The following is a 24961-nucleotide window of genomic DNA, read 5'->3' on the forward strand; positions in this document are numbered from 1 at the left end:
GTTAGTTATTTTGATAAATTTCTAAATATCTAATAAAGATATTCTGAAAGTAGGATCGATCACTATGTCCATGAATCATGCCTTTAAGGCGCTGTCTGATCCCACAAGGCGAAAAATTCTTGATCTGCTGCGGGAAAAAGACAGGACGGCCGGGGAAATTGCCGAGCATTTTCAAATGACAAAACCGAGCATCTCGCATCACCTCAATCTGTTAAAGCAGGCGGAAATGGTTTTCGATGAGCGAAAAGGGCAAAACATTTACTACTCGTTAAATACGACCGTTTTTCAGGACCTGTTGAAATGGTTTATTCAATTCCATTCGAAAGAGGAGTCATGAAATGAAAATATCCCGCTTGACTATTTTGTGTTTCCTTGCCAGCGTCGTGATGGCGGTGATTTGTTATCCCTCCATGCCTGACACCATGGCCGTTCACTGGGGAATAAACGGCGAGCCGGACGGTTTTGCGCCCAAGCTCGTGGGCGTAGCTTTTGTTCCGATCATGATGGTGGTACTATTTCTGGCTTCCCGCTATCGCGAGCAGAGCTACCAAAAGTTTGCGAGCAGCAAGGACGCGATCATGCATACGCTGATGGTTGCGCTCCTCGTCATCCACGGCCTTATCATCGGATATGGTTACGGATATATGGTGAACATGGCGACCGCAGCGACGCTCATTCTCGGGGTTTTGTTCATCACGATGGGCAATTTTATGCCGCGTTTTCGCCATAACTATATGATCGGGATTCGCACGCCGTGGACGCTGGCTAGCGAAGAGGTCTGGAAAAAGACCCACCAACTGGGGTCCCGTGTATTTTTTATCGGCGGGCTGCTCATCGTCCTCACCTCATTTTTGCCAGCACCGCTTCACTTTATCGTGCTGTTGTTTCTGATCGTGGCAACGATTCTTGTCACGATGGGGAGCAGTTACTACTATGCCAAAAGGAGGGAATAAAATGAAGAACTTGAAAATAGCGTTATTTTTGTCGGGGCTGAGTGCGATCGGGTTTGTCGCGGCCACGCCTTACTTGCTAACCATGATAGGGGATGCGGTAGCTATGGTGCCGCTTCCGTTGCCTGCTGTGATCGCCTTGTTCGTCTTGCAGGGCAGCATCACGGCGTTTCTGCTTTCGTGGGCGGGCTTGACTTTGGCGGGCAAGGTCGGGCTGGATGCTCCGATCTTGCGGAAATGGTTGTATAAAACGGGCGGTGCATCGTTTAACCGACAAGGAATCGTGCAGGCGGTCATCTTCGGGCTGCTCGGAACGCTGATGATCTATTTGCTGGAACGGCTGATTTTTCAACCGCTCATGCCGATACTCGCGGAAAAGGCGCAAGAGTTGAATGCGCCGGTCTGGGCAGGCGTCCTGACCGCCATTCAGGGCGGAGTGTACGAGGAAGTCATGGTACGGCTGTTCATGATGACACTCGTGGTCTGGATTTTGAGCAAGCTGTTCGGGCGTCAGTCCTCTCCAAAGCCGTGGATGTACTGGATCGGAATTTTCGGCGCAGCCTTTTTGTTCGGGCTCGGCCATCTTCCGGCAGCGTCCGTCTATTTTGGAGAGATTACTCCGCTCTTGTTTGTCCGGACCATCGCCTTGAACGGGGTGGCAGGCATTTTGTTTGGCTACCTCTACTGGAAGCGCGGGCTGGAGTACGCGATGATTGCCCACGCGATCGGCGATATCCTGCTTCACGGCTTTTTGAGCTAAGGGAAGCAGGTTTGTTTTTGCAACTTACTGGGAAATAACGGAATGTCTCCCGTAAACTTACAAGGTTGCGGTGAGCTAAACTTTAAAAAAATTAGAAAAAATTGGAAGTATCGCTCGATGCCGGATATGCAGCTTCTCGCCCCGCTTATTGCCATTCAATTGCTTCTGATGATTATCGCCTTGATCGACCTCGTTCGCCGCGACCCAGCCAGAGTCGCAGGCGGGAAAAAATGGCCGTGGGCGCTCGGTATCGTCTTTATTAACACCCTGGGTCCCATCGTTATTTCTTCGTAGGCAGAAAAGACTAGCCCAAGACACGAAGAAAGGGTTGACATGGTTTGCGCGTAATCGAATGCGAAAGTCTCACAAAGGAATACAAAGACCATAAAGCGCTGAAGGATGTATCTTTTACCATCGACAGCATCGGCTGCGTCGGTTTTTTCGGCGGAAACGGTGCCGGGAAAACGACGACGATCCGCATCCTCACAGGCTTGGCTGCCCCGACAGCGGGCAAGGTGAAAGTGGTCGGCTACGATGTCGTAACCGAGCGCAACAAGGTCACCAGCGAAGTCGGCTATTGCCCGCAAATTCCCGCCTTTTACAACTACATGACAGCGACTGAGTGGATGCACTGGGTAGGCAAACTGTACGGGCTGGACAAGCGTACGGTGAAAGAGCGAACCAATGAACTGTTGGAGCTGTGCGGAATCAGCGAGGCGCGGAACCGCCCGATCAGCGGCTACAGCGGAGGGATGAAACAGCGTCTGGGAATTGCCCAGGCGCTCATCCACAACCCGAAGCTGCTCGTTTTGGACGAGCCAGTCTCCGCCCTCGACCCGATGGGCAGACACGACGTTTTGCTGTTGATCGAAAAGCTGAAGCGGCACATGACCGTCTTCATGTCGACCCACATTCTCGATGACATCGAGAGAATCGCCGACCACATCATCATCATCAAAGACGGCACCGTGCTTTTGTCGTCCAGCCTGGAAGAGTTGCGGGCCAACCACGTGGAGCCGCTAATCGAGTTCAAGCTCGATCAGGAGGACCTTGATTTGACCGATGTGTTGGACGGGCTTGCGTGGGTCAGGGAGTGGAGCCAGGATGGGGGCACGTACAAGGTGATGGCCAGTGACATGGAAAAAGCCAAGGAAAGCTTGCCGCACATTCTTCTGGAGTCGGGCGGAACGCTTGCGTACTACCGTCTGTCAGCATTGACACTTCAGGATATTTTCCTAAAGGTTGTGAATGGATGACTTCCTACCCAATGATTCGAAAAGAATTTCAGGAACTGATGAAAACGTACAAAATTCTCATCGTTCCGATTGTGTTTATCGCCTTGATGATTACACAGCCGATTACGATGAAGATGCTGCCGGATATTTTGGCCAATTCCACCGGACTGCCGAAGGGAACGGTCATCAATATTCCCACCCCGTCTGCTCCGGAAGTGCTGTCGACGGCGATCAGCAAGTTCAGCTCGCTCGGCACTTTTGTGCTGATTCTCGTCGTCATGGGCACGATTGCCGGGGAAAAAGCGTCAGGGGTTGCCTCCATGGTATTCGTCAAGCCGGTCAGCCGGGCCAAGTACTATCTCGCCAAAGCCATTACCTATTACACGTTGACAATCGGAAGCATGCTGATCGGGATGGGGATAACCGCTTACTACACGGAGCTGCTTTTCGGCAAACTCGATTGGGCGCACGTGTGGCTCGGGACGTTCATGTACATACCGAATCTGTTGCTTGTCGTCACCACGACCCTTTGCGCCTCCAGCTTTTTTGCCAACGCCGTCGGGGCGGGGGGAGCGTCGCTGGTCTTCAATATCGTGGTCTTCACCGTCCCGCAATTTCTCGGCAAATTTTTGGACATGGTCTCCCCGGGCGGATTGCCCAATGCCGCGATGATGATGATTCAGGAAAATTCGACGCTGGCTGAAGCGGCGATCACCGGGTTGCCGGGGCTGGCGGGCGTCTTTGCGCTCAACATCGTGTTTTTCTTCATGGGCTGGTACTTCCTGGAGCGATCTGAAATCTAGGCAGGGGGCGTCGCTGTGGAACACTTTTGGCTAATCTGGACGGTCAGCGTGCTGTGCGCTTTCTGCATCATCCCGGTGCAGTCCAGGACGATTCGCAGGCAAGTGCAGCTACAAGCAGAAGTCCATCCCACTGGCAGAGTCCCGCCAGTCCCAGTCCTGGTTGCGGTGATGATGCTTCAGACCTCTGTATTGCTCGCTCTGGCGACTGCGGCAGGTTTGTGGCTTTTGCCTGCAACCGGACTGCGGCTGTGGGTGGTAGAGCACTCGTCGCAAGGAGTGGCGCTACCTTTTTCGCTCCAGGCTTTTTGGGTTGTCTCCGTCGTCTCGGGGGTTGTGGCAGGGATCGTGGTCAACTTCGTGGACCGCTGCTGGTTTCAGCCGCACATGACCGCGAAAAGGGGACAAGCAGCGATCTCATCACGATTCCTCGGTTTGCTCTCGTCTTTTTACGGTGGGGTTTGCGAGGAAGTGCTCATGCGGCTCGGGGTGATGACCGTTGTCGTGTTTTTCGCCCAGAAGCTCGGGCTTGGCGGCAGTTCCTACTGGCTCGGCATCGCTGTCGCCGCCATCGTGTTCGCTTGCGCCCACCTCCCGGGGAATTACATGACGTATGGAAAAGGCAGCATCGTCACATGCTGGACGCCCGTAATCCCCCTTTTCTATTCTGGAGAGGGGGATTCTGTTGTCGCGCACAGAAAAAAAGCGAGTGTTTTTATAGATTAAACGCAGCTTCAGTGTGTGGCTGCGGTGTCAAAAAACTGCTTGTGTGAAGACAAAGGGGAGTACAACTTTGAAATATTTCACAAAAGATTGGTATGCCCTTTTTCAGAAATGAAAATCGTCGCTGAAAACGTCTTGATCGAGGAACAACCGGCGTAACGAAAAGAAAACCCCCTCCGGGCAGAGGCGGCCAGCCACGGTGGCGTGGCTGGCAGATCCATGTCTGCTTGGAGGGGAGCCTGTTACGAGCGGCGTTTTCTTTTGCTTCCTGAACGTATTTGCTACGTTCCATTTCATCAGCGCTTCGCTTCCTGTCATGTGGGAAACGGGAAGAAAGGGGACGATGCAACGGTGATGCGAGCTGGTGCTTTCACTGCGAGAGCGGTTACGAAATCTGTTTTTCCGAGACGACAGTTTCGCCGTCCTTGCCGAAAGCCGTGATGGAAAACATCTCGCCCTGTTTGACCGGGAGCTGGGCGTACCACAGACGGAAGGGGAACAGCTCGTTGTCGATAATTTCCGCCTGGAGCGCCTTTCCGGTCTTTTCGCTTACGACCATCAGGCTGTCAACTTCCGGGTCGAGAATGACGCCAAACAGCATCGGGAACGGGGAGTCGAACGGGTTTTCTTTTCCATTGGCAATGTATTGCGTGGAAAAGGCAGAATCAGGCAGCGGAACTTCGGAAACAGCGGGGATGGTGTGACTGCCGCCATTTCCCCATTTCCAGCCAAGGATCGTTTTCTTGGCAAATTCGGCGTCAATTATCTGGCTATCCTCGCGAACGAGGAAGAACAATGTGCCTTTATCTGTACTTGCTTCATGAAAAACGGTGCCGATTTCTTCTCGCATGCTTTCGATCGCCTCAAGCGCAGTGGGAGAAGAATCGTCGGTCAGAACATAACTGAAGGTGAAGAGGGTGAGCAAACATAAAAAAAGGGCAATTCGTGTCATAGTGAACTCTCCTGTAAGTGTTTTTCCATGACAGAAAGCTTTTGCTACAGTCTTATTTTACCAACAAATCATCATATAATCCATAGCTTATATGTGTGAATTTGCTGTGAACGGAATTACGGTTTTCTTTTCAGGCAAAACCCCCCTATAATAGAGAGGAATGCTTGTACGAGGGGAAGTTTTCATGAGCGACAAACACGATCAAAAAACGAACAACAAATGGGTCATCCTGGGCTTTGTCGGCTGTGTGCTGGCTTGTGCCGTCTCTATGGTGATTTTCATTTACGTCATGAGAAGCTGACTTGAGGTGCACGCCAAAAAACCGCTCGCCGGACGGGAGCGGTTTTTTGGCGACTTTGCTAACGGCTGCAGGCTTTTCAGCTTTTGCTCGATCTCTTCCAACGACAGTTGATTGAAGTCGGCAAAGCCGACACCTTGCAAGGCGATGGTTTTGCCTTGGTACAGCGGGTACACGCCTTGCCATAGTCCGGTGAGGCTGTGCAGCGACGAACCTTTCACCTTGCGCAAAAACACGAGGTAGTTTCCTTCGCCAAGCGGGCCCGTGTACGTGAGGTTCAGCGAGCTAGAAGTGTCGGGGAGCGGCTCGACGCCTATGCTGAGCACGGTCAGCAAGCGGGGCGATGCGCCCTTGAACACTTTTTTGACGTGCAAGGTTTGGGTGTAATTGACGATTTTGCCCTGGGGGATGCTGCGCCCCGTCGGGTATGATTTATGCGCGCTGTCCATCCAGCCGATGACGATGTAGTCGCTTTGCTGGACAAGCTCTTTGGCGTTTTGGACAGAAGTGATCGGCACATGGAGATGGCCGATGTTCGTTTCGGCGGAAACGGGCAGCATGACGGCGCACAGCAGGATGATGAGGATCAGCAGGCGGTATCGCATGGATAAATATCCCCTCGCTCTTCGTTGTCATGCCGATAGTATGGTCGATAGAGCCAAGGTTCATCCTCTGTTTCCTTTTAGTAGGATAGTAATATTCCGAAAAGTCTAAATAGATGCTATCATTGGGGCGTACTGTGGAATTTGCGTAAAACGTCAAGACTAGGACAAGGAGGGTAACATGAATCAGTTGGTTGTCTTTCGACGCGTCTGTACGTGCTTTCTGCTTTTTGCGCTTGTGTTGCAGCTCGCGGCGTCTCCTGCTTTTGCGAGGGAAGACACCGCCACCAGGGGCGCGCTCGCCGATCACATCGAGAAATACTTGACGGACCTGAAGCGCGACGAGAACAGCGTGGGGCTGTATGCGGGGATTGTCGTCTACGACCTGACGGACAAAACGTATTTGTATCGGCACAACGCCGAGCGCAACTACATTCCCGCCTCGAACATGAAGCTGTTTACCACGGTTGCCGGACTGGATAAGCTCGGGCCGGACTACCAGTGGAAGACGGAGCTTTTCCTGCAAGGAAAGGTCAGTGCGGACGGCGTTTTGCAGGGCGATCTGGTGTTGAAAGGCTACGGCGACCCGACCTTGACGCCAGCGGACTTGCAGCAGATGGCAAGCGTATTGAAGCAGGCCGGGATCAAGCGGATCAACGGCCATTTGCTGCTGGACGAAAGCTACTTCGACGATACGCGCCTTGGCGTCAGTTGGATGTGGGATGATGAGCCGTATGGCTACAGCGCCCAACTGAGCGCTCTTTCTGTGCATAAAAATGTCACGACGTTGACCGTTACACCGGGGAAGGCCGTGAATGCGCCACCGACATTGGCGGTGGAACCGGCTACTACATACGTAAAAGTCATCAACAAGCTGCAGACGGTGGAAGGCAGCGAGTCCAACATCACACTTGAGCGGCCGCGTGGAAAAAACGAGGTTGTGCTGACAGGAACGATTGGGCTTGCCGCCAAACCGTATGAGGAGGATGTCACGCTGGAGGACCCGGCGCTGTTCGTCGGGGATGTCTGGAAAGAGCAACTGCTCGCGCAAGGCATCGGGCTGAATCCGGGCGCAGCCGTGAAAAAGACAGTGGTGCAATCCGGCGTGCCTTTTTCTACCCATCTCTCCAAGCCGCTCGGCGAAGTGATCGTGGAGTTGAACAAGGAGAGCGACAATTTTTACGCCGAAATGCTGCTCAAGACGCTCGGCGCGACGCAAAAAGGGGCGGGCACATTCGCAGCCGGAAGTGAAGCGGTAGCGGACGTCATGAAGCGTGCCGGCATCGACAGCGGCTATCGCCAGGTTGACGGCTCGGGCCTGTCGCGTTTTGACCTGGTTTCAGCCGAGCAGATCGTGCGGCTTTTGGCGTTTGTGCAGCAGCAGAGCTACAGCGTGGAGTTGGAAAAATCGTTGCCAGTCGCGGGCGTCGACGGCACGTTGAAGACCAGAATGCTCGGTACGGCGGCAGCGAAAAACCTCATCGCCAAAACAGGCTCGATGGGCGGCGTCAACAGCCTGTCCGGCTACGTCACGGCGCAAAACGGCCATAAGCTGGCCTTTTCCATCCTGATTAACGGCATTTACAAGTCGAAGTATGCGCGCGACCTGCAAGACTTCGTGGGCACGCTGCTCGCGTCTTATCCGCAGCTCGCCGCCGTGCAAGGGGATCCACCGGAAGCAAACAAAACCTACGCGCTCTCGGCCTTGCTCGATCCGCTGTTCGAGCAGCCGCAGGCAGTCGGCATGACCGCAGGCGTCCTCGTCAAGTCGCTAGACAAAACGGGGGACGCAGCCATTTTGTACGAAAAAGAGGCCGATGCACTGCTCACGCCCGCGTCCAACCTCAAGCTGCTGACGACGGCTGCGGCGCTTTCCCAGCTCGGAGAGGACTACACGTTCAAGACGGAGCTGTACGGGGATGCGCCCGTCGCCAAAAACGGCGTGCAGCGAGGCAATCTGTACGTCAAAGGCTACGGCGATCCATCTCTGCACACCGAAAACGCCCTGAAGGTGCATGAAGGCGTCTCGATTGAAAAAATCGCCGCATGGATCAAAGAGCAAGGAGTCAAAGAGATTCAGGGGAACCTGGTGCTCGACGAAAGCTACTTCGACGCGCAACGGCTCGGTCTGGGCTGGGCCTGGGATGACGAGAGCTACTACTACAACCCGACGCTCGGCGCATTGTCCGTAAACCGCGGCACAGTCATGGTCGAGTACGAGCCTGCCGCAAAAGCCGGAGACGCCGTTTCGTTCAATCTGCTGCCGAAAACGTCCTACGCAGAGGTCATCAACGAAGCGAAAACGGTAGAGCCAGGCCAGGAAAACACGTTTGCCATCGTGCGCGACCGGGGAACGAATACGATTCGCCTGACCGGAAACCTCCCGCTCGACCATCCCGGCGACTACGAGCGCGTGCCTGTGGAGGAGCCTGCGAAATACGTCGGGACGCTGCTCAAGGAAGCGCTGGAGAGCGAGGGCGTCCGCTTCGCTCCGGGCAGCGAGTTGCTCGTTTCGCCTGTGCCTCATACAGCGGTCAAGTGGAACGAATTTGCCTCGCAGCCGTTAAAAGAAATCGTTTCGTACCTGAACAAGAAAAGCGACAACTTTTACGCGGAAATGCTGTTGAAAACGTTAGGCGCCGTGAAAAAAGGCGAAGGCAGCGCGGCAGCAGGCGCACAAGTCGTCCAGGAAGCTGTGCAGGCAATGGGCGGCAAGGCGAATTTTGACATGGTGGACGGCTCCGGGCTGACGCGCTACAACCTCATCTCGGCCCGCCACATCGCCACTGTGCTGGAAGGCATGGCGAAGCAGCCGGCTTTTTCCACTTACGAGGCGTCACTGCCTGTCGCGGGCGTAGACGGTACGTTGAAAAACCGGCTGGTGGAAACGGCCGCCGCCCATAGCCTGCATGCCAAAACCGGGTCGATGACCGGAGTAAACAGCCTGTCCGGCTATCTCACGACGAAAAGCGGCGAGAGGCTGATCGTCTCGATCATCTTCAACGGCTTCGTAGAGGACGAGGACTTTTTCGTCGAGCTGCAGGACCGGATCGTTTCGACTGTCGCCACATACGAATAAACTGTCCGTAAAAGTAGAGAAGCTCCTTTTGCCGCGAAAAGCGCAAGGGGCTTCTCTTTTTCGCGTGCCGCCGTGTCGGCAAGCCGCTCTCTCCGCTACCGGGTCAATGCCTGTGACGGTCGCTGCGGCGCCGACATATTTATATTCAGATGCAGATCGAAAAAACGAAGATCGGGGAGGGAAAGCGAAGGTGAACCCTACACGCTTTCATTGGAAGGGGTTGGAGCAGGTCGCTGCACAGGTCCTTTCTCGCGCGGGCGTCAGGGGAGAAGACGCGCAGCTTGTGGCCCGGTCGCTCGTCCATGCGGATTTGCGCGGAGTCGAATCCCATGGCTTGTCGCGGCTGCCGATCTACGTGCAGCGGATCGAGGCGGGACTGATCGAGCTGACGCAGCCGCCAGCGCTCGTCGTCCGGCAAGGCGCGACCGCCCTCATCGACGGCAAAAATCAGCTCGGCGTTGTCGTCGGAGTAGCGGCGCTGGACGAAGCGAAGCAGCTTGCCCGCCAACACGGCATCGGATTGGCCGGGGTGCGGCATTCCAACCACTTTGGCTCCTGTTCGTACTACGCGGAGCAGGCAGTGGACGAGGGATTGATTTTGCTCGTCTTGTCAAATGCGCCCGCATCCATGGCACCAACCGGAGGGATTGTGCCGTTTTTCGGAACGAATCCGATTGCGATTGGCATTCCGGCTGGCGAGCAGCCGCCTTTTTTGCTCGACATGGCGACGAGTGTGGCTGCGCGCGGCAAAATCGCTCTGGCTGCGAAAAAAGGGAGCGCCATCCCCGAAGACTGGGCGATCGACGCCGACGGCTTGCCCACTCACGATCCGACGAAAGCCTTGCTCGGCTCGCTTTTGCCGATCGGGGGAGCAAAAGGCTACGGACTTGCCATGTTCATTGATATTGTCTGCGGGCTGCTCACGGGCGCGGCGGTCGGCCCCGGCGTGAAAAGCTTGTACGACAACTGGCAAGACCCGCAAGACATCGGACACGTCTTCCTGTGCATCGACGTACAGCGCTTCCTGCCGCTCGATGCATTCAGGCAAAGCATGGACGCATACATTCGCCAAGTCAAAAACGTCCCGACTGCTCCCGGTGTCGCGGAAATTTTGATTCCCGGCGAGATCGAGCAGCGAATCATGACGGCCCGCAAGCAGGACGGCATTCCTTTTCCGCAAACCGTGGTGGAGGAGCTCGCCAAGCTGTGCTCCGCCTATGGAATTGATCTGGCACAGGCAGTCTGTACGGCGTGAGCAATCCTTTTGGCTGTCCATGGTTTCCCGGACATTCTCTCGCACATAGACTGATGTCAGCGGTTTGAAAAGGAGTGAACATCCGATGCAACGCCACATGTGCAAAGGTAAAATCCACCGGGCGACGGTGACGCAGGCCGAGCTGGACTACGTCGGAAGCATTACGATTGACGTGGCCCTGATGAAAGCGGCCGATATCAAGCCCTACGAGATTGTGCAAATTACCAGCCTGCGCAATGCGACGCGCTGGAAAACATACGTTCTGCCGGCAGCAGAAGGAAGCGGGAAAATTTGTCTGAACGGCCCGCCTGCCCACCTGTTTTCCCCAGGCGACATCGTCATTATTTTAAGCATGGGCATGTACGACGAGAGCGAATGCGATCAACTGGTGCCCAAGGTCGTGTTTGTGGATGAACACAATCGCATCACCAAAATCGAAGAGCATCATCTCATTACGAATGGAGAGACATTGCCATAAAAGCGCCAAACGTAGGAAAATGGGGCAAGCATCAGCACATGGTCCAAGATGAGTTGTTGCGGGAGCACCTGCCCAAGACCCGGTTGTTTTCTCCGGAGGCGTTATGGGAGTACGCGGAAAGCTACAAGCGCGTGATGCTCAAGCCGTCCGGCGGCGGAGGCGGAGCAGGGATCATCCAGTTGACCGACCTGGGCGAAGAGCGCTACCTCGTCCATAGCGGCAATGTGCGGCGGACTATCGAAGGCAAGGAAAAAACCGTGCAGTACGTCCGCTCGCTGTTCCGTCCGAAAAAGTATTTGCTGCAGCCGCGCATTCCGCTCGGCCGGATCAACGGCAAGCCTTTTGACGTGCGCGTGATGCTGCAGCGCACTGGCAAAGCTTCGCCTTGGCTCATCACGGGCTGGGTGGCAAAGCTCGCTGGACCAGGCTTCGTCGTCACGAACGTGGCGCGCAGCAGGGGAAAGGTGCTGCCGCTTCGCACCGCGATTCGCCAGTCCAACGTCGCGGCCGGACCGGATTTGCTCAGGGAGATCAGAAGCGTGTCGCTTGCGGTCGGACATTGCTTGGGCAAAGCGTACCCGACCTTGCGGGAAATCGGCTTGGATATGGGTATCGACATTCACGGGAAGCCGTGGATTATCGAAGCGAATTTTCGCCCGTCGCTGTCCTTGTTTCAACAGCTTTTGGACCAGACTTTTTACAGACGCATTTTGGCCATGCGAAAACGATGAGCGGATAACCACCTAGTCGGGTGCAGCCAGAAAAGCGACAGGTGGTTATCCCATCGCTTTTCTGGCGTGGACAAGCCGATTTCCGGGATTGGCTGGCCAGGCCTTGCGCAAGCTGTCGCAATGCACTTGCTATTGCGAAAAAAGGAGAAGCACTGGCGTATTATATCAAAAGTTGATAGAATGCCTCTCATTATGGAGGGAGGTAGTATGTTCGACAATGACAACAATGTCTAAAAAAGAATGGATGCTCATCAGCTTTATGCTCTTCTCCATGTTTTTCGGGGCAGGCAATCTGATTTTTCCGCCTTATCTCGGTCAGGAAGCAGGCTCGCTTGTCTGGTCTTCGCTGCTCGGCTTTGTTTTATCGGCCGTCGGCTTGCCGATTCTCGGCGTGGTGGCGGTGGCAAAAGCTGGCAGCTTCCACAGCCTGGCGAGCCGGGTTCATCCCGTTTTTGCTCTTATTTTTCCGTTTTTGATTTACGTTTCGATTGGGCCTGCGCTCGCGATTCCGCGTGCGGGAAGCCTTGCCTTCGAGATGGGGATGGCTCCGTTTTTGCCTGAACCGCTGGTTGCCTCCAAACTCAGCCTGTTCGTGTACACGGTCGTCTTTTTTCTGATCGTCTTCTGGCTGAGCCTGTCTCCTTCCAAGCTCGTCGATCGCTTTGGAAAGCTGCTGACACCGGCTTTGCTGGCCTTGATCGCGCTGATTTACGTGAAAAGTCTGGTGACGCCGCTCGGAGCGATGGGGACGCCGACAGGGAAGTACGGCACCAATCCGATTGTCCAAGGGTTTCTGGACGGGTATTTGACGATGGATGCGCTGGCCGCACTTGTGTTTGGCATCGTCATCGCCAACACGTTGCGCGCCAAAGGGATTACCGACACGAAGAAGCTGTCGGCGAGCATGATCCGCGCGGGGATCGGGGCAGGGCTATTGCTCACAGTCATCTACGTGATTTTGGGGATCATGGGCGCTTCCGCCGCTTCGCTGGGCAAGGCGGAAAATGGCGCACAGCTTTTGGCGAACATGATGAATCAGTTGTTCGGGTCGAGCGGAACGTTGATTCTCGGCGTGATCTTCACCGTCGCGTGCCTCTGTGTGTCGATTGGCCTTGTGACCTCGTGCAGCCAATATTTTCATGGGCTGTTCGGCGGCTTGCCGTACAAAGGATGGGTGACGGTGCTCAGCGTCTTGAGCATGATCGTGGCGAACATGGGGCTGACGCAAATTTTGACCGTATCCGTACCCGTGCTCGGCGCGATTTATCCGGTTGCGATCGTTCTTATTTTGCTCGCGCTGGTGGAGCGGTTCATTCCGGCGACTTCGCTCGTCTACATCACGACAGTTGGGGTCGTCGCGCTGTTCGGGCTGGCCGATTTGGTCAATGTCTTGTTCCTCGCTCGCGGGTGGGATGGCGTGCTGACGGCTTTGCCGTTTTACAAGGAGGGCGCTGGTTGGCTGCTGCCTGCCTTGATCGCTGTTGCGGTCGGCATGGTTTTGGATATGTGGAAAAGAGCTTTGCGTCCACACGGGAAAACGACTTCCCAACCCGATTAATAGAGGCATGGCTGGCAAAAGAGCTTCGCACAAGCGGGGCTCTTTGTTTTTGCCTGATGCAACACCGTTACTTTTTCCCGGGCTTGCTCGTAGTAAAAGAGTACGGAAAGAGAAGGAGGCTATCATGCGCTTTGACACTCTCATGACGATCGCTGTCGTGCTTGTGCTGACATCCTGTTACTGTTATTTGTGGAAATGGCTGCGTTCCAAAACGTCCGGTTGATCCGGGCGTTTTTCTTTTGCCAACAGGCCGTTTCGTCCAATTCCATGCGGACAGACAGGATAAAAGTGGCATGAATGGGGCAAAATTTCCCTAACTCATTTCACAGCTTGACTCATTCCGGGGGGAAGCGTGACTGTTTGGGAATCAGGGGGTGGGGGTGTGAGCCGGAACGCGCGAAAATGGTGGAGATCGCACAAGCAAAGGGTCCAGCAACAGCAGGCAGTGCCTTCGCATACGCCTTTGCACAGGGAGCTTGCCGAGAACGAGCAGCAACTGCGCGCTCTTTATGCCAATTGCGCCGATGTGGTTTTCCGCTCTTTTCGCATCGGAGGATCGACCCGGGCGCTTGCGATCTACATCCAAGGCTTGACGAACAACGAGGAGCTGGAGCGCACCGTCTTGTCCGTGCTGATGAAGACGAAGCTGCCGAAGGATTCGGCGATCAGCAAGCTGCTGGACAATGTTGTGTCCGTATCGAAAACGCATGAGCTGGCGACCTTCGAGGACTGTCTGGAATCTGTCGCAAACGGCTATCCGATCCTGTTGATCGATCAGCAGCAGCGCGCTCTTTCCTTTGGCCTGGCACGATGGGAAAAAAGGCAAATCGAGGAGCCGATGGCCGAAGGAGTCATCCGCGGTCCGCGCGAAGGCTTCACCGAATCGCTTCAGGTCAATACGGCGCTGCTGCGGCGGCTCATCAAGACGCCGGCATTGAAAATGGAGCAAATGCAGATTGGCGGCTACACGAAGACGCAAGTCGTGCTCGCGTACGTGGACGGGCTTGTGGACGCGGATTTGGTCACGGAAGTACGGGCGAGGCTGAACCGGATCGACATCGACGGCGTGCTGGAGAGCGGGTATATCGAGGAGATGATCGAAGACTATCCCGCTTCGCCCTTCCCGCAAATTTTGACGACGGAGCGCCCGGATGTGACGTGCGGCAACTTGCTGGAGGGCCGGATCGCCATTCTCGTAGACGGCACGCCGTTTGTGATGATTGCGCCGACGACGCTGTTCTCCCTGCTGCAATCGAGCGAGGACTACTACCAACGGTCGATTGCGAGTACTGCGATTCGCTGGCTCCGCTACTTGTTCACGGTGATTTCCTTTTTGCTGCCTTCGCTGTACGTGGCGCTGATTACGTACCACCACGAAATGGTGCCAACCTCTCTGTTAATCAGCATGGCGGCGTCCCGCGAGTCCGTGCCTTTTCCTGCCCTGGTCGAAGCGCTCCTGTTGGAGATTACATTCGAGGCGCTGCGGGAAGCTGGCGTCCGGCTGCCCAAACAGGCAGGTGCCGCTCTCAGTATCGTGGGCGCGCTCGTCATCGGTCAGGCTGCCGTACAGGCGGGGCTGGTTTCCGCTCCGATGGTCATTGTCGTCGCCATTACCGGGATCGCTTCCTTTATGATTCCGCACTACATCGCAGGCATCTCGATTCGGCTGCTGCGCTTTCCCCTGATGTTTCTCGCGGGCACGCTCGGGCTGTTGGGGATTATGCTCGGCATCATCGTCACCGTCATTCATTTGAGTACGATTCGCTCTTTAGGGGTTCCTTATTTGACGCCAGTCGGGCCGATGAAGTTTTCGGAGTGGAAAGACACCATCGTCCGCGCGCCGTGGTGGATGATGAACGAGCGACCGCACCTGACTGGCGATTATCAAAAAATAAGGCAGGGGGCCGACCAGAAGCCAGGTCCGGAAAAAGGGGGAGATCCTGCTTGAAATGGGGCCAGATTGTCACGATGAGCGCCTTTGCCTGTATCCTGTTCGCGTTCGAATGGCCGCGTCTTTCGCGCTTGCCGAGGCGGGACAAGGCGTCCTTCATCACTCTGCTGTTCACAGGCTGGGTTTTGTCGTTGCTGGATTTGCCGAACTTGCCGGGGCCGACTACGCTCATCAATGCGATTTTCAAGCCGCTAGGTCAATTTCTGGAGTAAAAAAGGGTGGGGCGTTTGCTAGAACAGGGAAAAATCTCTTCCGCTCAGATGGGCAAAATGGTCTTTTTAGCCATCGTGGCCTCGGCTGTGACTGTGGTGCCGAGCTACACGGGCAAATACGCGGAAAACGACTTGTGGCTGTCGCCTTTCTTGGCATCGCTAATCGGATTTTTTACGGTGTACATCGCGTTTGCATTGAACAGGCTGTATCCGCAGCAAACGGTGATCCAGTACAGCACAGATATCATCGGCAAAGTCCCGGGAAAAATTTTCGGACTGCTTCTTTTGTTTTTTTACGTTCACATGACGGGCCTGATCGCCAGAGGCTATGCCGAGTTCATCATCGGGAACTTTTTGCCGCAAACGCCGATCAGCGTCGTCATTCTCACGATGATAGCCGTGTGCGCGTATGCCGTAAGGGCAGGGTTAGAGGTGATCGGCAGGACAGCGCAAGGCTTTTTCTTGCTCTTCCTGTTTCCGTTGCTCCTGATGCCGTTTTTGCTCCAGGACATGCACTTCGAGTTTCTGTTCCCGATGTTTGAACGCGGCTTGCTGCCGTCGGTGAAAGGGGCGCTGATTCCCCAAGGCTACTTCAGCGAAGTTTTCCTGATGTCGTTTTTGCTTCCGTATGTGACGAACCGGGACAAAAGCATGCGCGCAGGAATGCTCGTCATCCTCGGGATCGCCTTGCTATTGACCTGTATCAATTTTTTCATCCTGCTCGTCTTCGGGCGGCAGGCGGCGGATTACATGTACCCGGTCATGGTCGCCTTTCGCTACATCAGCATTGCGGACTTCTTTGAAAATCTGGACTCGGTGGTCATGACCGTCTGGATTTTGGGGATGTACGTCAAAATCAGCGTGTTTTACTACGCCACTGTGCTGGGGACGAGCCAGTGGCTGGAGCTATCAGATTATCGCCCGATTGTCATTCCGATCGGGATGCTCATTGCGGCGCTCAGCTTCTGGTCGATGCCGAATCTGAACGAGGCAGGCCGCTTCGACATTGTCGCGTTCCCTTTTTACGGCCCGCTCATGCAGACAATTTGCCCGTTGCTGCTGCTCGGCTTCGCCTATTGGCGCAAAAAAGGCAAGCAGCAAAGCCAAGCCCAAATAGCCGCGGTGTCCGGCAGTGCCCATTCCGAAAAGCAAGAAGGATGAGGAACCATGCTCGAAACGGGAAAAATATCAGCCTTGCAGATGGGGATGATGATGTATCCAGTCCTCGTGTCCACAGCGATGCTTGTCGGACCAAGCATCATGGCACAGCACGCGCAAAACGACTTGTGGCTCACTCCGCTATGGGCTTCGCTTATCGGTTTTTTCAGCGTGTGGATTGCGATCCATCTCAACAAGCGCTTCCCCGGCATGTCGGTCATCGAACATGCGCGGGAAATTACCGGAAAAGTTCCTGCGGCAGTCCTCGGCTTCTTGTACTTGTACTTTTTGCTGCAAGTAAACGGCATCATCGTGCGGGAGTATGCGGATTTTATCGCCTTGTTCCTGCAGGAAACCCCGCTTGGCGTCATCTCGTCCGCCCTGATCTTCGTCTGTTCGCTCGCGGTAAAAGGCGGCATCGAGGTGCTGGGGCGGACGGCGCAAGTGTTTTTCCCGGTGTTCATCCTCCCGCTGCTGCTGATGATCGGCCTTGTTTTTCCCGCTCTGGACCCTGGCAACCTGTTTCCGATTTTGGACAACGGGGTGTTGCCGTCGATGAAAGGAGCGGTCACGCCGCTTGGCTGGTTCACCGAGGTGTTTCTGATTTCCTACCTGCTGCCCTTCCTGTCCAACCGCAGGCAAGGTACGCGGTCGGCCTTTTTCGTAGTGGCCGGCGCCATGCTGACGATGACGATCGCGAATTTGGTCACGCTGTTTTTGATGGGGGACGCGCTCGGCAACATCTTGTTTCCGATTATGGATACGGCCAAGTATGTGAACGTCGCCGATTTTTTTGAGAATATGGAATCGGCCGTCATGGCGATCTGGGTTATCGGCGCTTTCGTCAAAGTCTCGATGTTTTACTACGCGACCGTGCTCGGCACCGCGCAATGGCTGAACCTGACTACTTACCAGCCGCTCATTTTGCCGAGCGGAGTGTTGACGGTGATATTCAGCTTTTGGGGCATTCCGAGCTTCTCCATGCTCGGAGATGTCACCACGTTTGCGATTCCGGCCTTGCTGACGCTGTTCTTTTGCTTCATTCCGGCGGGGCTGCTCGTCTGGGCGATCATGCGCGGGAAGCGCAGCAAGACAGAGGAGGCAGAATCCGGGTGAGGGCGCGAGGGAGCGTGTTAATTTTGTTGGCCTGTTGTGTGTTGCTTGGCGGCTGCTGGGATCGGACGGAGATCAACGACCTTGCGATTATTACTGCGGCTGCTGTGGACAAGGGGGGAGCGGGCGAGATTGTGTTGAGCATCCAGGTGCTTATCCCGCGAGCGGTGGGGGAAGGCGGGCTCGGCGGACCGACCATGAGCGCGGATCGCGAGCTGACGACCGTGCTGAGCGGAAAAGGGATCAATATTGCCGATGCGATGTCCAAGGTTCAGGCCAAGCTTTCCCGCAAAGTTTTTTGGGGGCATTGCAAAATTTACTTGTTTGGAGAAGCGGTTGCCAAAGAAGGGATTGCCGATCATATCGATTTTCTCGTGCGCCATCCGGAGCCGCGCAACCGGGCCTATCTGTACATCTCCAAAGGAAAAGCAATGGAAATTCTCGGGATTAAAACCTTGCTGGAGCGTTCCACGGCGGAAGCGCTGCGGGAATACGCGACTCTGCACATCGGCATGTCCGTGACCTTGGTTGATTTTCGAAACATGCTCAATGGAGAAGCCCAGGCTGTGGCCCTTCCCTATATTCAAAAAGGGAGCAAGCTGGACGAGCAGGCGCAAATCCAGGAAAACTCGCTCTTGATGGGAACGGCCATCTTCCGCAACGATAAAATGATTGGCGCGCTGACGACAAAGGCCACAAGAGGCTTGCTCTGGCTGCGAAACGAGATCATCCGCGCATCCGTCAGCGTCAACATTCCGGGGGGACAAGGGCTTATATCGGTCATCCCGCTTCGGGCTACGACGAAGCTGGTTCCGAAGATCGAGAATGGGAAGTGGTCCATCCTGGTCAAAATTGATACGGAGGGCGACGTCGTCGAAAACGGAACGCGGCTGAACATGATGGATCTGAGCAGCATCGCGCTCGTGGAAAAAGCGGTCGAAAACGAAATTCGCTCCCGCGTCAGCCTGGCGTTGTTTTATTTGCAAAAGGAGCTGCACGCGGATGTGACCAACTTTGCCGCCGCTTTTCATCGGAAGTACCCGCAACAATGGGACGAAGTCAAACAAAGCTGGGACGAAATCTACCCGCAGGTCGAGGTGAGCACGAAGATTCACGCTGCGATCCGCCGCCCGGGACTGACCTCGGAATCGGTGGGCTATCCGGCAAGCCAAGAAAAACGGTAGTCGCGCACGTCAAGCGACGGTTGCAAGCAGCAAAAGAGGCTGGAACCAGCATGCTCGCAGGAGGTGGATGAAATGAACGGGAGATGGATGGATTTTTTAATAGGCTCGTTTGTAGGAACGCTCGTTGCAGGCATCCTGTTTGCGCTGCTGGCGTTTTTCACGTTTCGTCCTGCGGTGCAGTGGCTGCTCGGGCGCTTTATGAAGCGATTGATGTCGGACCGCTATCCGGAAAATATTTTCGAGATGGTGTCGGCATTGACCAAGGTCAGTCCGCGCTACGTCGTGGAAAACAGCTTGCGTGCGACGACAGGGCAGGCGATTGAACGGCCATTCGGCAGTCCGCGCAAATTTCTGAACTTCGACGGGCTGATCTTTTCCCCGGCCCAGCTTGCGGTGCTGCCGGCTGACGAGGACGCCGAGGTCGACATGAAAATCACGATCGGACCGAAGGCAAAACGGCCGCTGACCCTCGATATCCCGCTCCTGTCTGGGGCCATGGGCTTTGGCATCGGCATCAGCGAGAGCGTGAAGATTGCGATCGCCAAAGGAACGGCGGCTGTCGGCAGCGTGAGCAATACGGGAGAAGGGCCGCTTTTGCCAGAGGAAAGAAAATACGCCAAGTATCTCATCATTCAATACAATTCCGGCACGTGGTCCAAGGAGCCGGAGACGCTGCGGCAGGCAGACGCCATTGAAATTCACTTCGGGCAAGGCGCGACGGCGGCAGCGGCCAGCTTTATCCCCGGTGAATACATAACGGGCAAGGCAAGCCAACTGATGGGGGTGGAGGGCGAGGAAATGGTCGTCATTCCTTCGCGCCAGCCGGAGGTCAACAGCCCGGAAGACTTGCGCAAGCTGGTCGACAAGCTGCGCGCGATCACAGACGGAGTTCCGATTGGCGTGAAAATATGCGCCAGCGCTGTGTTGGAGCAGGATTTGGAAATTGCCATCCAGGCTGGCGTCGATTTCATCAGCATTGACGGGGGGCAGGCAGGGACGAAGGGCGGCCCGCCGATTTTGGAGGATGACTTCGGCTTGCCGACGATTTACGCCTTGTGCCGGGCCGTCCAGTACTTGAAGGAGAGAGGGGTCAAAGACCGCATCTCGCTTTTGTCAGGTGGCGGCTACACGACCCCTGGCGAGTGTCTGAAGGCGATTGCGCTGGGGGCGGATGGCATTTTTATGGGAACGGCCATGCTGTGGGCGATGACCCACGATCAGGTGACAAAGGCGATCCCTTGGGAGCCGCCGACAGAGCTGACGAATTACCCGGGAAAGCTGAAGGACAAATTCAACGCCGAGCAAGCAAGCAAATACTTGGCGAATTTTTTCCTTTCTTTTGTAGACGAAATGGAAATTGCCATACTCGCCCTGGGAAAAACTTCGTTACGTGATGTGACAGCAGACGACCTCGTAGCGCTTGATGAGTTGACGAGCAAAGTGACGAAAGTACCGCTCGCCTTCCATTCTTCTGCGGAAAGTTGAACAAACATGACGATGGCTGGCGACGTTGGGGAGGGATTCGTATGAACCAGGGAATCATTCCAATCAGGGAAAAGCGACAACAGAAAGGCTGGAGGATGACGCAGACGTGGGAGCATTTGCTGTTTGCGCACTGGGCCGTTTCGCCCGAGGCGATCCGCAGCCTGATTCCGGCAGGCCTGGAACTGGATACGTATGACGGGCACGCCTGGATCAGCGTCATTCCGTTTCTGCTCACCAGAGTCCGTCTCCGCCGCCTGTTTCCAGTCCCGTATGTCACGACCTTTCCCGAGATCAATGTGCGAACATATGTGAGGGCAGGCTCCACACGAGGCGTTTACTTTTTGTCGCTGGATACTTCCCATTTGCTCGTGACGAAAATCGCCGAGTACTGGTATCGGCTGCCCTATTATCATACGAAGATGGATCTTCTGGTTCACGCTGACCGCATTGATTTTCAGTCGGAGCGGTTTTCGGCAGGAGCGGATGCGGCTGCATTTCGCGGCAGCTACTGGCCTGTATCCGAGCCGGCCCTCGCCCGCGCCGGTACGCTGGAGCACTGGCTGACCGAACGCTATACGCTGTTTTGCCAGTGCAAGAAAACAAACGGACTTTATTGTGCCAACGTGTTCCATGAGCCGTGGATGCTGCAGCGGGCCGATGCGCATATCCGCGAAAACTCCATGCTCGCCCCGTTCGCGCTGCCGATCAGCGAGAAGCCTGATCTGCTCGTGTACGCGCGCGGGGTCGAGAGCTTCATCTGGCCGCTAGCGAAACTCTCGCCCTTCGAAGGGGAAAGGAGCCGATGAAGCGGCTTGCTTTCCTTTTTTGCCTGTGCGCAGGTCTGCTTGGCGGGTGCTGGGACCGCGTGGAGATAAACGATGTCGCACTCGTGACCGCTGCCGCCATCGACTGGTCATCGCCAAACGATATCGAACTGTCGATTCAGGTGTTCATCCCGCGCTCGCTCAGCGAGGGAAGCGGAGCAGGGAACGCGATGACGCTCATTCGCACGGCAAAAGGGGTCAATATTGCCGATGCGATGTCCAAAGTGCAGTTGAAAATACCGCGGAAAGTGTTCTGGGGCCATTGCAAGGTGTATATTTACGGGCAAGCGCTCGCCCGGCACGGCTTGAAGGAGTACGTCGACTATTACGCCCGTCACCCCGAGCCGCGCAACCGGGCTTTCGTGTACGTGAGCAGGGGACAAGCCCGCGAAGTTCTGGAGATGCTGCCGCCGCTCGAACGATACTCCGCCGAAGTAGTCCGCAAGCTGTCTGACATGAATGTCGGGCTATCGGTCACTCTGCTAGATTTGCAAAAAATGTTTGCCGCAAGAACAGAGGCGGCCGCCTTGCCGATGATCGACATCATGAAGCCGCCGAAGAAAGGACAGCCGAAGAAGACGAGCCCGTATTTGTCGGGTACGGCTGTCTTTCAAAATGGCAAGATGATCGGTCTTTTGTCTGACCGGACGACGAGAGGGGTACTCTGGCTGAGGAATGAAGTCCCCAACACGACGGTGACGGTCAAGCTCAAACAGGAACACGGATTCGTCTCGTTAAACCCGATTCGCGAGGTGACCAAGCTGACGCCGCGGATCGAAAACGGGAAATGGAAGATGCTCGTGAATATCGACACGGAGGGAGACATCGTGCAAAACGGCACCAGGCTGACCTTGAACAATCCCCAGCAGATCGCGATGGTCGAGGAAGCGCTGCGCGAAGATATCAAAACGAGAGTCCGGCTCGCGCTCAAACAGGTGCAAAAGGAATTAAAGGCAGATATATTGAACTTCGCCCAGCAGTTTCATCGCAACTATCCAAAAGAGTTTGCGGCAGTGCGAGCGGACTGGAATCAGGTGTTTTCCGATATCGAGGTAGACATAAACGTGAAGGCTTTTGTCAGGCGGCCTGGGCTGATCGCCGTTCCTGGCGGCCTCCCGCATTCCGAGGTGCAGCACTAAGAAATGACCGAAAGCCAGGCTGGGCAAACGACCCCTTCTGGATGTGCCAATAAAAAAAGAAAGCAGGCGGATGCCGCGGCGGCATCGGCCTTTTTGTACAGATAAGAATTTAGAAGATTCTCATCCAGTATAAGGGCAACTAAGCTGCGCCAATGAAGTTTGCTAACATGCAGGGTTGCCTGTTGCCGTACGGATCTGTAAGATGAGGATGACACTTGTCCAATAAAACAGGGAGGATCTGGTAGTTTCTATGGGCCGAAAAGAACGAATAGCAGAGCTTGACCTCATTCGCGCCTTTGCCTTTCTCGCGGTCGTCTATCAGCATGTGATCGGCGTCTTTATCAGGGAAAAAGGGTTGAGCGAGCAAGCGGCTATCGTATATGGAATGTTGTTTCATCTGCTAAAATTCGCCGTTCCGGCATTTATTTTTATTACCGGACTGGTCTTGTTTTACAACTATTACGAAAAAGTCAACTACTTTTCTTTCATGCGCAAGCGGGTAACGGAAATTTTGGTGCCGTACGGGATTTGGTCGGCCATCTACCTGGCTGTGCAGACGAAGCCGCTGGGCGAGGGCAGCGCCTTTTTGTGGACAATCGCCAAAAAGCTCGTGACGGGAACTGCGTCCTATCACTTGTGGTTTGTCGTGATGATCTTCCAGTTTTATTTGCTCTATCCGCTGTGGCAAAAGCTGTTTCAATTTTTGCATCGCCTGGTCACGGGCCGCCTCCGCCTTCTTGCGGTCGGAGCGGTTGCCGGGGGCGTGTATGCGGGCTTGATGTGGTTTTCCGCCCGCTATATTCCGGCGCACCCTGGCGAATTTGCCGAGGGCTGGCTGGAAGCGTACTTTATCAAGTACCGCGATCGCAACAGCTTCTACTACTTCTTTTACTTTTTGCTCGGCGGTGTGGCTGCCGTGGCCCTGCCGGCTTTCAGGGACAGTCTGCGCAAGCGCTGGCCGCTGATCGCGGCGGCGTTTTGCCTGCTGTACGCCTGGATTGGCTACGAGCTGTTCCGCGACTCTAACAGCGGCACTATCAATTTGAATGTCGCGACCTCCTTGAAGCCGTCCATGTTTTTGTACACCGTCGCTTCGCTCTTGGGCGTGTACGGCCTGGCGCTCTGGCTCGGGAAAAAGAAAGCGGCTTGGACGCACTGGCTCGGGCTTGTCGGAAAGTATTCGTACGGCGCGTATTTGATGCACGCATTGATCCTCACCTACTTGATGAAGGGGCTGCGCGCGATTGGCCTGTTTCACACCGGGATCATCGGCAGCCTGGTCGTTTTTGCCATCTGTGCGGCCGGCTCGTTTTTGCTGTCGTACGGGTTGGGCAAACTGCCATTTGGCGCCTTGCTCGTGGGCGCAGCCGAGAAAAAACGGGCGAGCGAGCCTGTGCAAAAGCAACTGCAAAACGCCGGGTAGCCGAAAGAGAGAAAACGTTTGGCGGATCGCAGGCAGCAGTTGCAGCCATTAGCCTGAAAAAAGCGCGACATTTTTTCACAGTAAAAGGAATTGGGGCAGGGCGAATGGAAAAGAGTAGGAGCACGAAGGGAGGAAAAGATAACGCTTGCTGTTCGCCTACATTCAGTTGGCCCTATCAATGGCATTGGTAGGCATGAACATTTCCATCGGAAAGGAAATCGTTTCGCACGTCCCTGTCTTTTTGTTTTCCGAGCTGCGCTTTTTGCTCGCGATGGTCATTTTGCTGCCGCTGCTGGCTTTGCGCGGCGAGTGGAAGACATCGTGGAAAAAGGAAGAGGGAAGCGTCCTGTTCTGGCAGTCGTTTTTCGGCGTGTTTCTGTTCAGTATTTGCATGTTGTACGGTGTCCGATGGACTACCGCGACGGCAGCAGGGATCATTACCAGCACCGTCCCGGCCTGCATCGCTCTTTTTTCCTTCTGGCTTTTGAAGGAAAAGCTTCAGGTGAACAATGTCGTGGCGATCATTCTCTCGGTATGCGGCATCGCCCTGATTACGTTTACGGGCGGAGCAGGGGCACAGACGCTGGCGAGCATGCTCGGCAACCTGCTCGTCTTTTTGGCAGTCGTGAGCGAAGCGCTGTTCACCATTTTCGCCAAGCGGCTGTCGGGCAAAATCACGCCGTTTCAAATGACGGCTGCGATCAATGTCATCAGCTTCGCCATGTTTTTGCCGTTTGCCGTCTGGGAGGGCATCCGCTTTGACTGGGGACTGGTTCCCGCCCATATTTGGTGGCTGCTCGTCTACTATGCCGTGACGGCCAGCGTCCTGTCGTTCTTTTTCTGGTACAACGGAGTCGCCAAGGTCGAGGCGTCCAAGGCCGGCTTGTTTACCGGGATGATGCCGATCAGCGCGGCACTCGTCGCCGTGCTGTTTTTAAACGAAGCGTTCACCTGGCTGCATGGCATCGGCATGCTGCTCGTGCTTGCCTCCATTTTCGTCGGCACGCAGCAGACAAGGCAAAAAGGCACAACGCTGGAACGGTAATCGCAT

At 55.2% G+C, this 24961-nt stretch carries 24 protein-coding genes; 22 read left to right on the plus strand and 2 right to left on the minus strand.

What is annotated here, in order from left to right; all coding sequences use genetic code 11:
• The first annotated feature begins 64 nt into the window (after positions 1-64).
• The 7 genes from BA6348_RS14725 to BA6348_RS14755 all read left to right on the plus strand — a co-directional run bounded on the left by BA6348_RS14725 (position 65) and on the right by BA6348_RS14755 (position 4471).
• Positions 65-337 carry an autorepressor SdpR family transcription factor gene (locus tag BA6348_RS14725; protein ID WP_007782051.1) on the plus strand — a complete coding sequence of 91 codons (273 nt, stop codon included), beginning with the start codon at positions 65-67 and terminating at the stop codon, positions 335-337.
• Between the two features lies 1 nt (position 338).
• Positions 339-953: an SdpI family protein gene (locus BA6348_RS14730; RefSeq protein ID WP_005828738.1), complete on the plus strand. Its 615-nt coding sequence runs from the start codon at positions 339-341 to the stop codon at positions 951-953.
• Between the two features lies 1 nt (position 954).
• Positions 955-1710: a CPBP family intramembrane glutamic endopeptidase gene (locus BA6348_RS14735; protein WP_005828736.1), complete on the plus strand. Its 756-nt coding sequence runs from the start codon at positions 955-957 to the stop codon at positions 1708-1710.
• A gap of 117 nt (positions 1711-1827) precedes the next feature.
• Entirely contained in the window at positions 1828-2004 is a 177-nt protein-coding gene (locus BA6348_RS14740) for a PLDc N-terminal domain-containing protein (protein ID WP_005828734.1), read from the plus strand.
• Positions 2005-2048: 44 nt separating this feature from the next.
• On the plus strand, positions 2049-2966 hold the full coding sequence (locus tag BA6348_RS14745; RefSeq protein WP_122952747.1) for an ABC transporter ATP-binding protein: 918 nt from the start codon (positions 2049-2051) through the stop codon (positions 2964-2966).
• On the plus strand, positions 2963-3748 hold the full coding sequence (locus BA6348_RS14750) for an ABC transporter permease (RefSeq protein ID WP_122952748.1): 786 nt from the start codon (positions 2963-2965) through the stop codon (positions 3746-3748). The genes BA6348_RS14745 and BA6348_RS14750 overlap by 4 nt, the downstream gene beginning before the upstream one ends.
• A gap of 15 nt (positions 3749-3763) precedes the next feature.
• Positions 3764-4471, plus strand: coding sequence for a CPBP family glutamic-type intramembrane protease (locus tag BA6348_RS14755; RefSeq protein WP_122952749.1), 708 nt, complete (start codon positions 3764-3766; stop codon positions 4469-4471).
• A gap of 382 nt (positions 4472-4853) precedes the next feature.
• Here BA6348_RS14755 and BA6348_RS14760 read toward each other — a convergent pair whose 3' ends face one another.
• On the minus strand, positions 4854-5420 hold the full coding sequence (locus BA6348_RS14760) for a hypothetical protein (RefSeq protein WP_005828728.1): 567 nt from the start codon (positions 5418-5420) through the stop codon (positions 4854-4856).
• Positions 5421-5702: 282 nt separating this feature from the next.
• On the minus strand, positions 5703-6323 hold the full coding sequence (locus tag BA6348_RS14765) for a hypothetical protein (protein WP_238503787.1): 621 nt from the start codon (positions 6321-6323) through the stop codon (positions 5703-5705).
• A 178-nt stretch (positions 6324-6501) separates the two neighbouring features.
• On the opposite strand from BA6348_RS14765, the gene dacB reads away from it, so the two are divergent.
• From dacB to BA6348_RS14840, 15 genes are all read left to right on the plus strand, one after another.
• Positions 6502-9399 (plus strand): D-alanyl-D-alanine carboxypeptidase/D-alanyl-D-alanine endopeptidase, encoded by a 2898-nt coding sequence (gene dacB, locus BA6348_RS14770; protein ID WP_122952750.1) that lies wholly within the window; start codon positions 6502-6504, stop codon positions 9397-9399.
• 190 nt (positions 9400-9589) lie between these two features.
• A complete protein-coding gene (locus tag BA6348_RS14775; protein ID WP_005828720.1) occupies positions 9590-10654 on the plus strand; it encodes an Ldh family oxidoreductase in 1065 nt (354 codons plus the stop codon).
• 85 nt (positions 10655-10739) lie between these two features.
• Positions 10740-11132 carry an aspartate 1-decarboxylase gene (gene panD, locus BA6348_RS14780; protein ID WP_005828718.1) on the plus strand — a complete coding sequence of 131 codons (393 nt, stop codon included), beginning with the start codon at positions 10740-10742 and terminating at the stop codon, positions 11130-11132.
• A gap of 38 nt (positions 11133-11170) precedes the next feature.
• Complete coding sequence (locus BA6348_RS14785) at positions 11171-11863, plus strand: YheC/YheD family protein (RefSeq protein ID WP_025847821.1); 693 nt, start codon at positions 11171-11173, stop codon at positions 11861-11863.
• Positions 11864-12080: 217 nt separating this feature from the next.
• On the plus strand, positions 12081-13421 hold the full coding sequence (brnQ, locus tag BA6348_RS14790) for a branched-chain amino acid transport system II carrier protein (protein WP_005828714.1): 1341 nt from the start codon (positions 12081-12083) through the stop codon (positions 13419-13421).
• A gap of 382 nt (positions 13422-13803) precedes the next feature.
• On the plus strand, positions 13804-15369 hold the full coding sequence (locus tag BA6348_RS14795) for a spore germination protein (RefSeq protein WP_122952751.1): 1566 nt from the start codon (positions 13804-13806) through the stop codon (positions 15367-15369).
• Positions 15366-15584: a hypothetical protein gene (locus tag BA6348_RS14800; RefSeq protein WP_005828710.1), complete on the plus strand. Its 219-nt coding sequence runs from the start codon at positions 15366-15368 to the stop codon at positions 15582-15584. The genes BA6348_RS14795 and BA6348_RS14800 overlap by 4 nt, the downstream gene beginning before the upstream one ends.
• A gap of 6 nt (positions 15585-15590) precedes the next feature.
• A complete protein-coding gene (locus tag BA6348_RS14805; RefSeq protein ID WP_005828709.1) occupies positions 15591-16745 on the plus strand; it encodes a GerAB/ArcD/ProY family transporter in 1155 nt (384 codons plus the stop codon).
• Positions 16746-16751: 6 nt separating this feature from the next.
• The gene (locus tag BA6348_RS14810; RefSeq protein ID WP_005828707.1) at positions 16752-17858 is read left to right on the plus strand and encodes a GerAB/ArcD/ProY family transporter; all 1107 of its coding nucleotides are present in this window, start codon (positions 16752-16754) and stop codon (positions 17856-17858) included.
• 14 nt (positions 17859-17872) lie between these two features.
• On the plus strand, positions 17873-19039 hold the full coding sequence (locus BA6348_RS14815; protein WP_242507354.1) for a Ger(x)C family spore germination protein: 1167 nt from the start codon (positions 17873-17875) through the stop codon (positions 19037-19039).
• Between the two features lie 72 nt (positions 19040-19111).
• On the plus strand, positions 19112-20524 hold the full coding sequence (locus BA6348_RS14820; RefSeq protein ID WP_007782090.1) for an FMN-binding glutamate synthase family protein: 1413 nt from the start codon (positions 19112-19114) through the stop codon (positions 20522-20524).
• Between the two features lie 41 nt (positions 20525-20565).
• A complete protein-coding gene (locus tag BA6348_RS14825; protein WP_122952753.1) occupies positions 20566-21330 on the plus strand; it encodes a YqjF family protein in 765 nt (254 codons plus the stop codon).
• Positions 21327-22487, plus strand: a complete 1161-nt coding sequence (locus BA6348_RS14830; protein ID WP_122952754.1) for a Ger(x)C family spore germination protein — start codon at positions 21327-21329, stop codon at positions 22485-22487. The genes BA6348_RS14825 and BA6348_RS14830 overlap by 4 nt, the downstream gene beginning before the upstream one ends.
• A 250-nt stretch (positions 22488-22737) precedes the next feature.
• A complete protein-coding gene (locus tag BA6348_RS14835; RefSeq protein ID WP_122952755.1) occupies positions 22738-23910 on the plus strand; it encodes an acyltransferase in 1173 nt (390 codons plus the stop codon).
• 145 nt (positions 23911-24055) lie between these two features.
• A complete protein-coding gene (locus BA6348_RS14840) occupies positions 24056-24955 on the plus strand; it encodes a DMT family transporter (RefSeq protein WP_025847840.1) in 900 nt (299 codons plus the stop codon).
• Positions 24956-24961: the final 6 nt, after the last annotated feature.

It is taken from the genome of Brevibacillus agri, from assembly GCF_004117055.1.
Lineage (GTDB): Bacteria > Bacillota > Bacilli > Brevibacillales > Brevibacillaceae > Brevibacillus > Brevibacillus agri.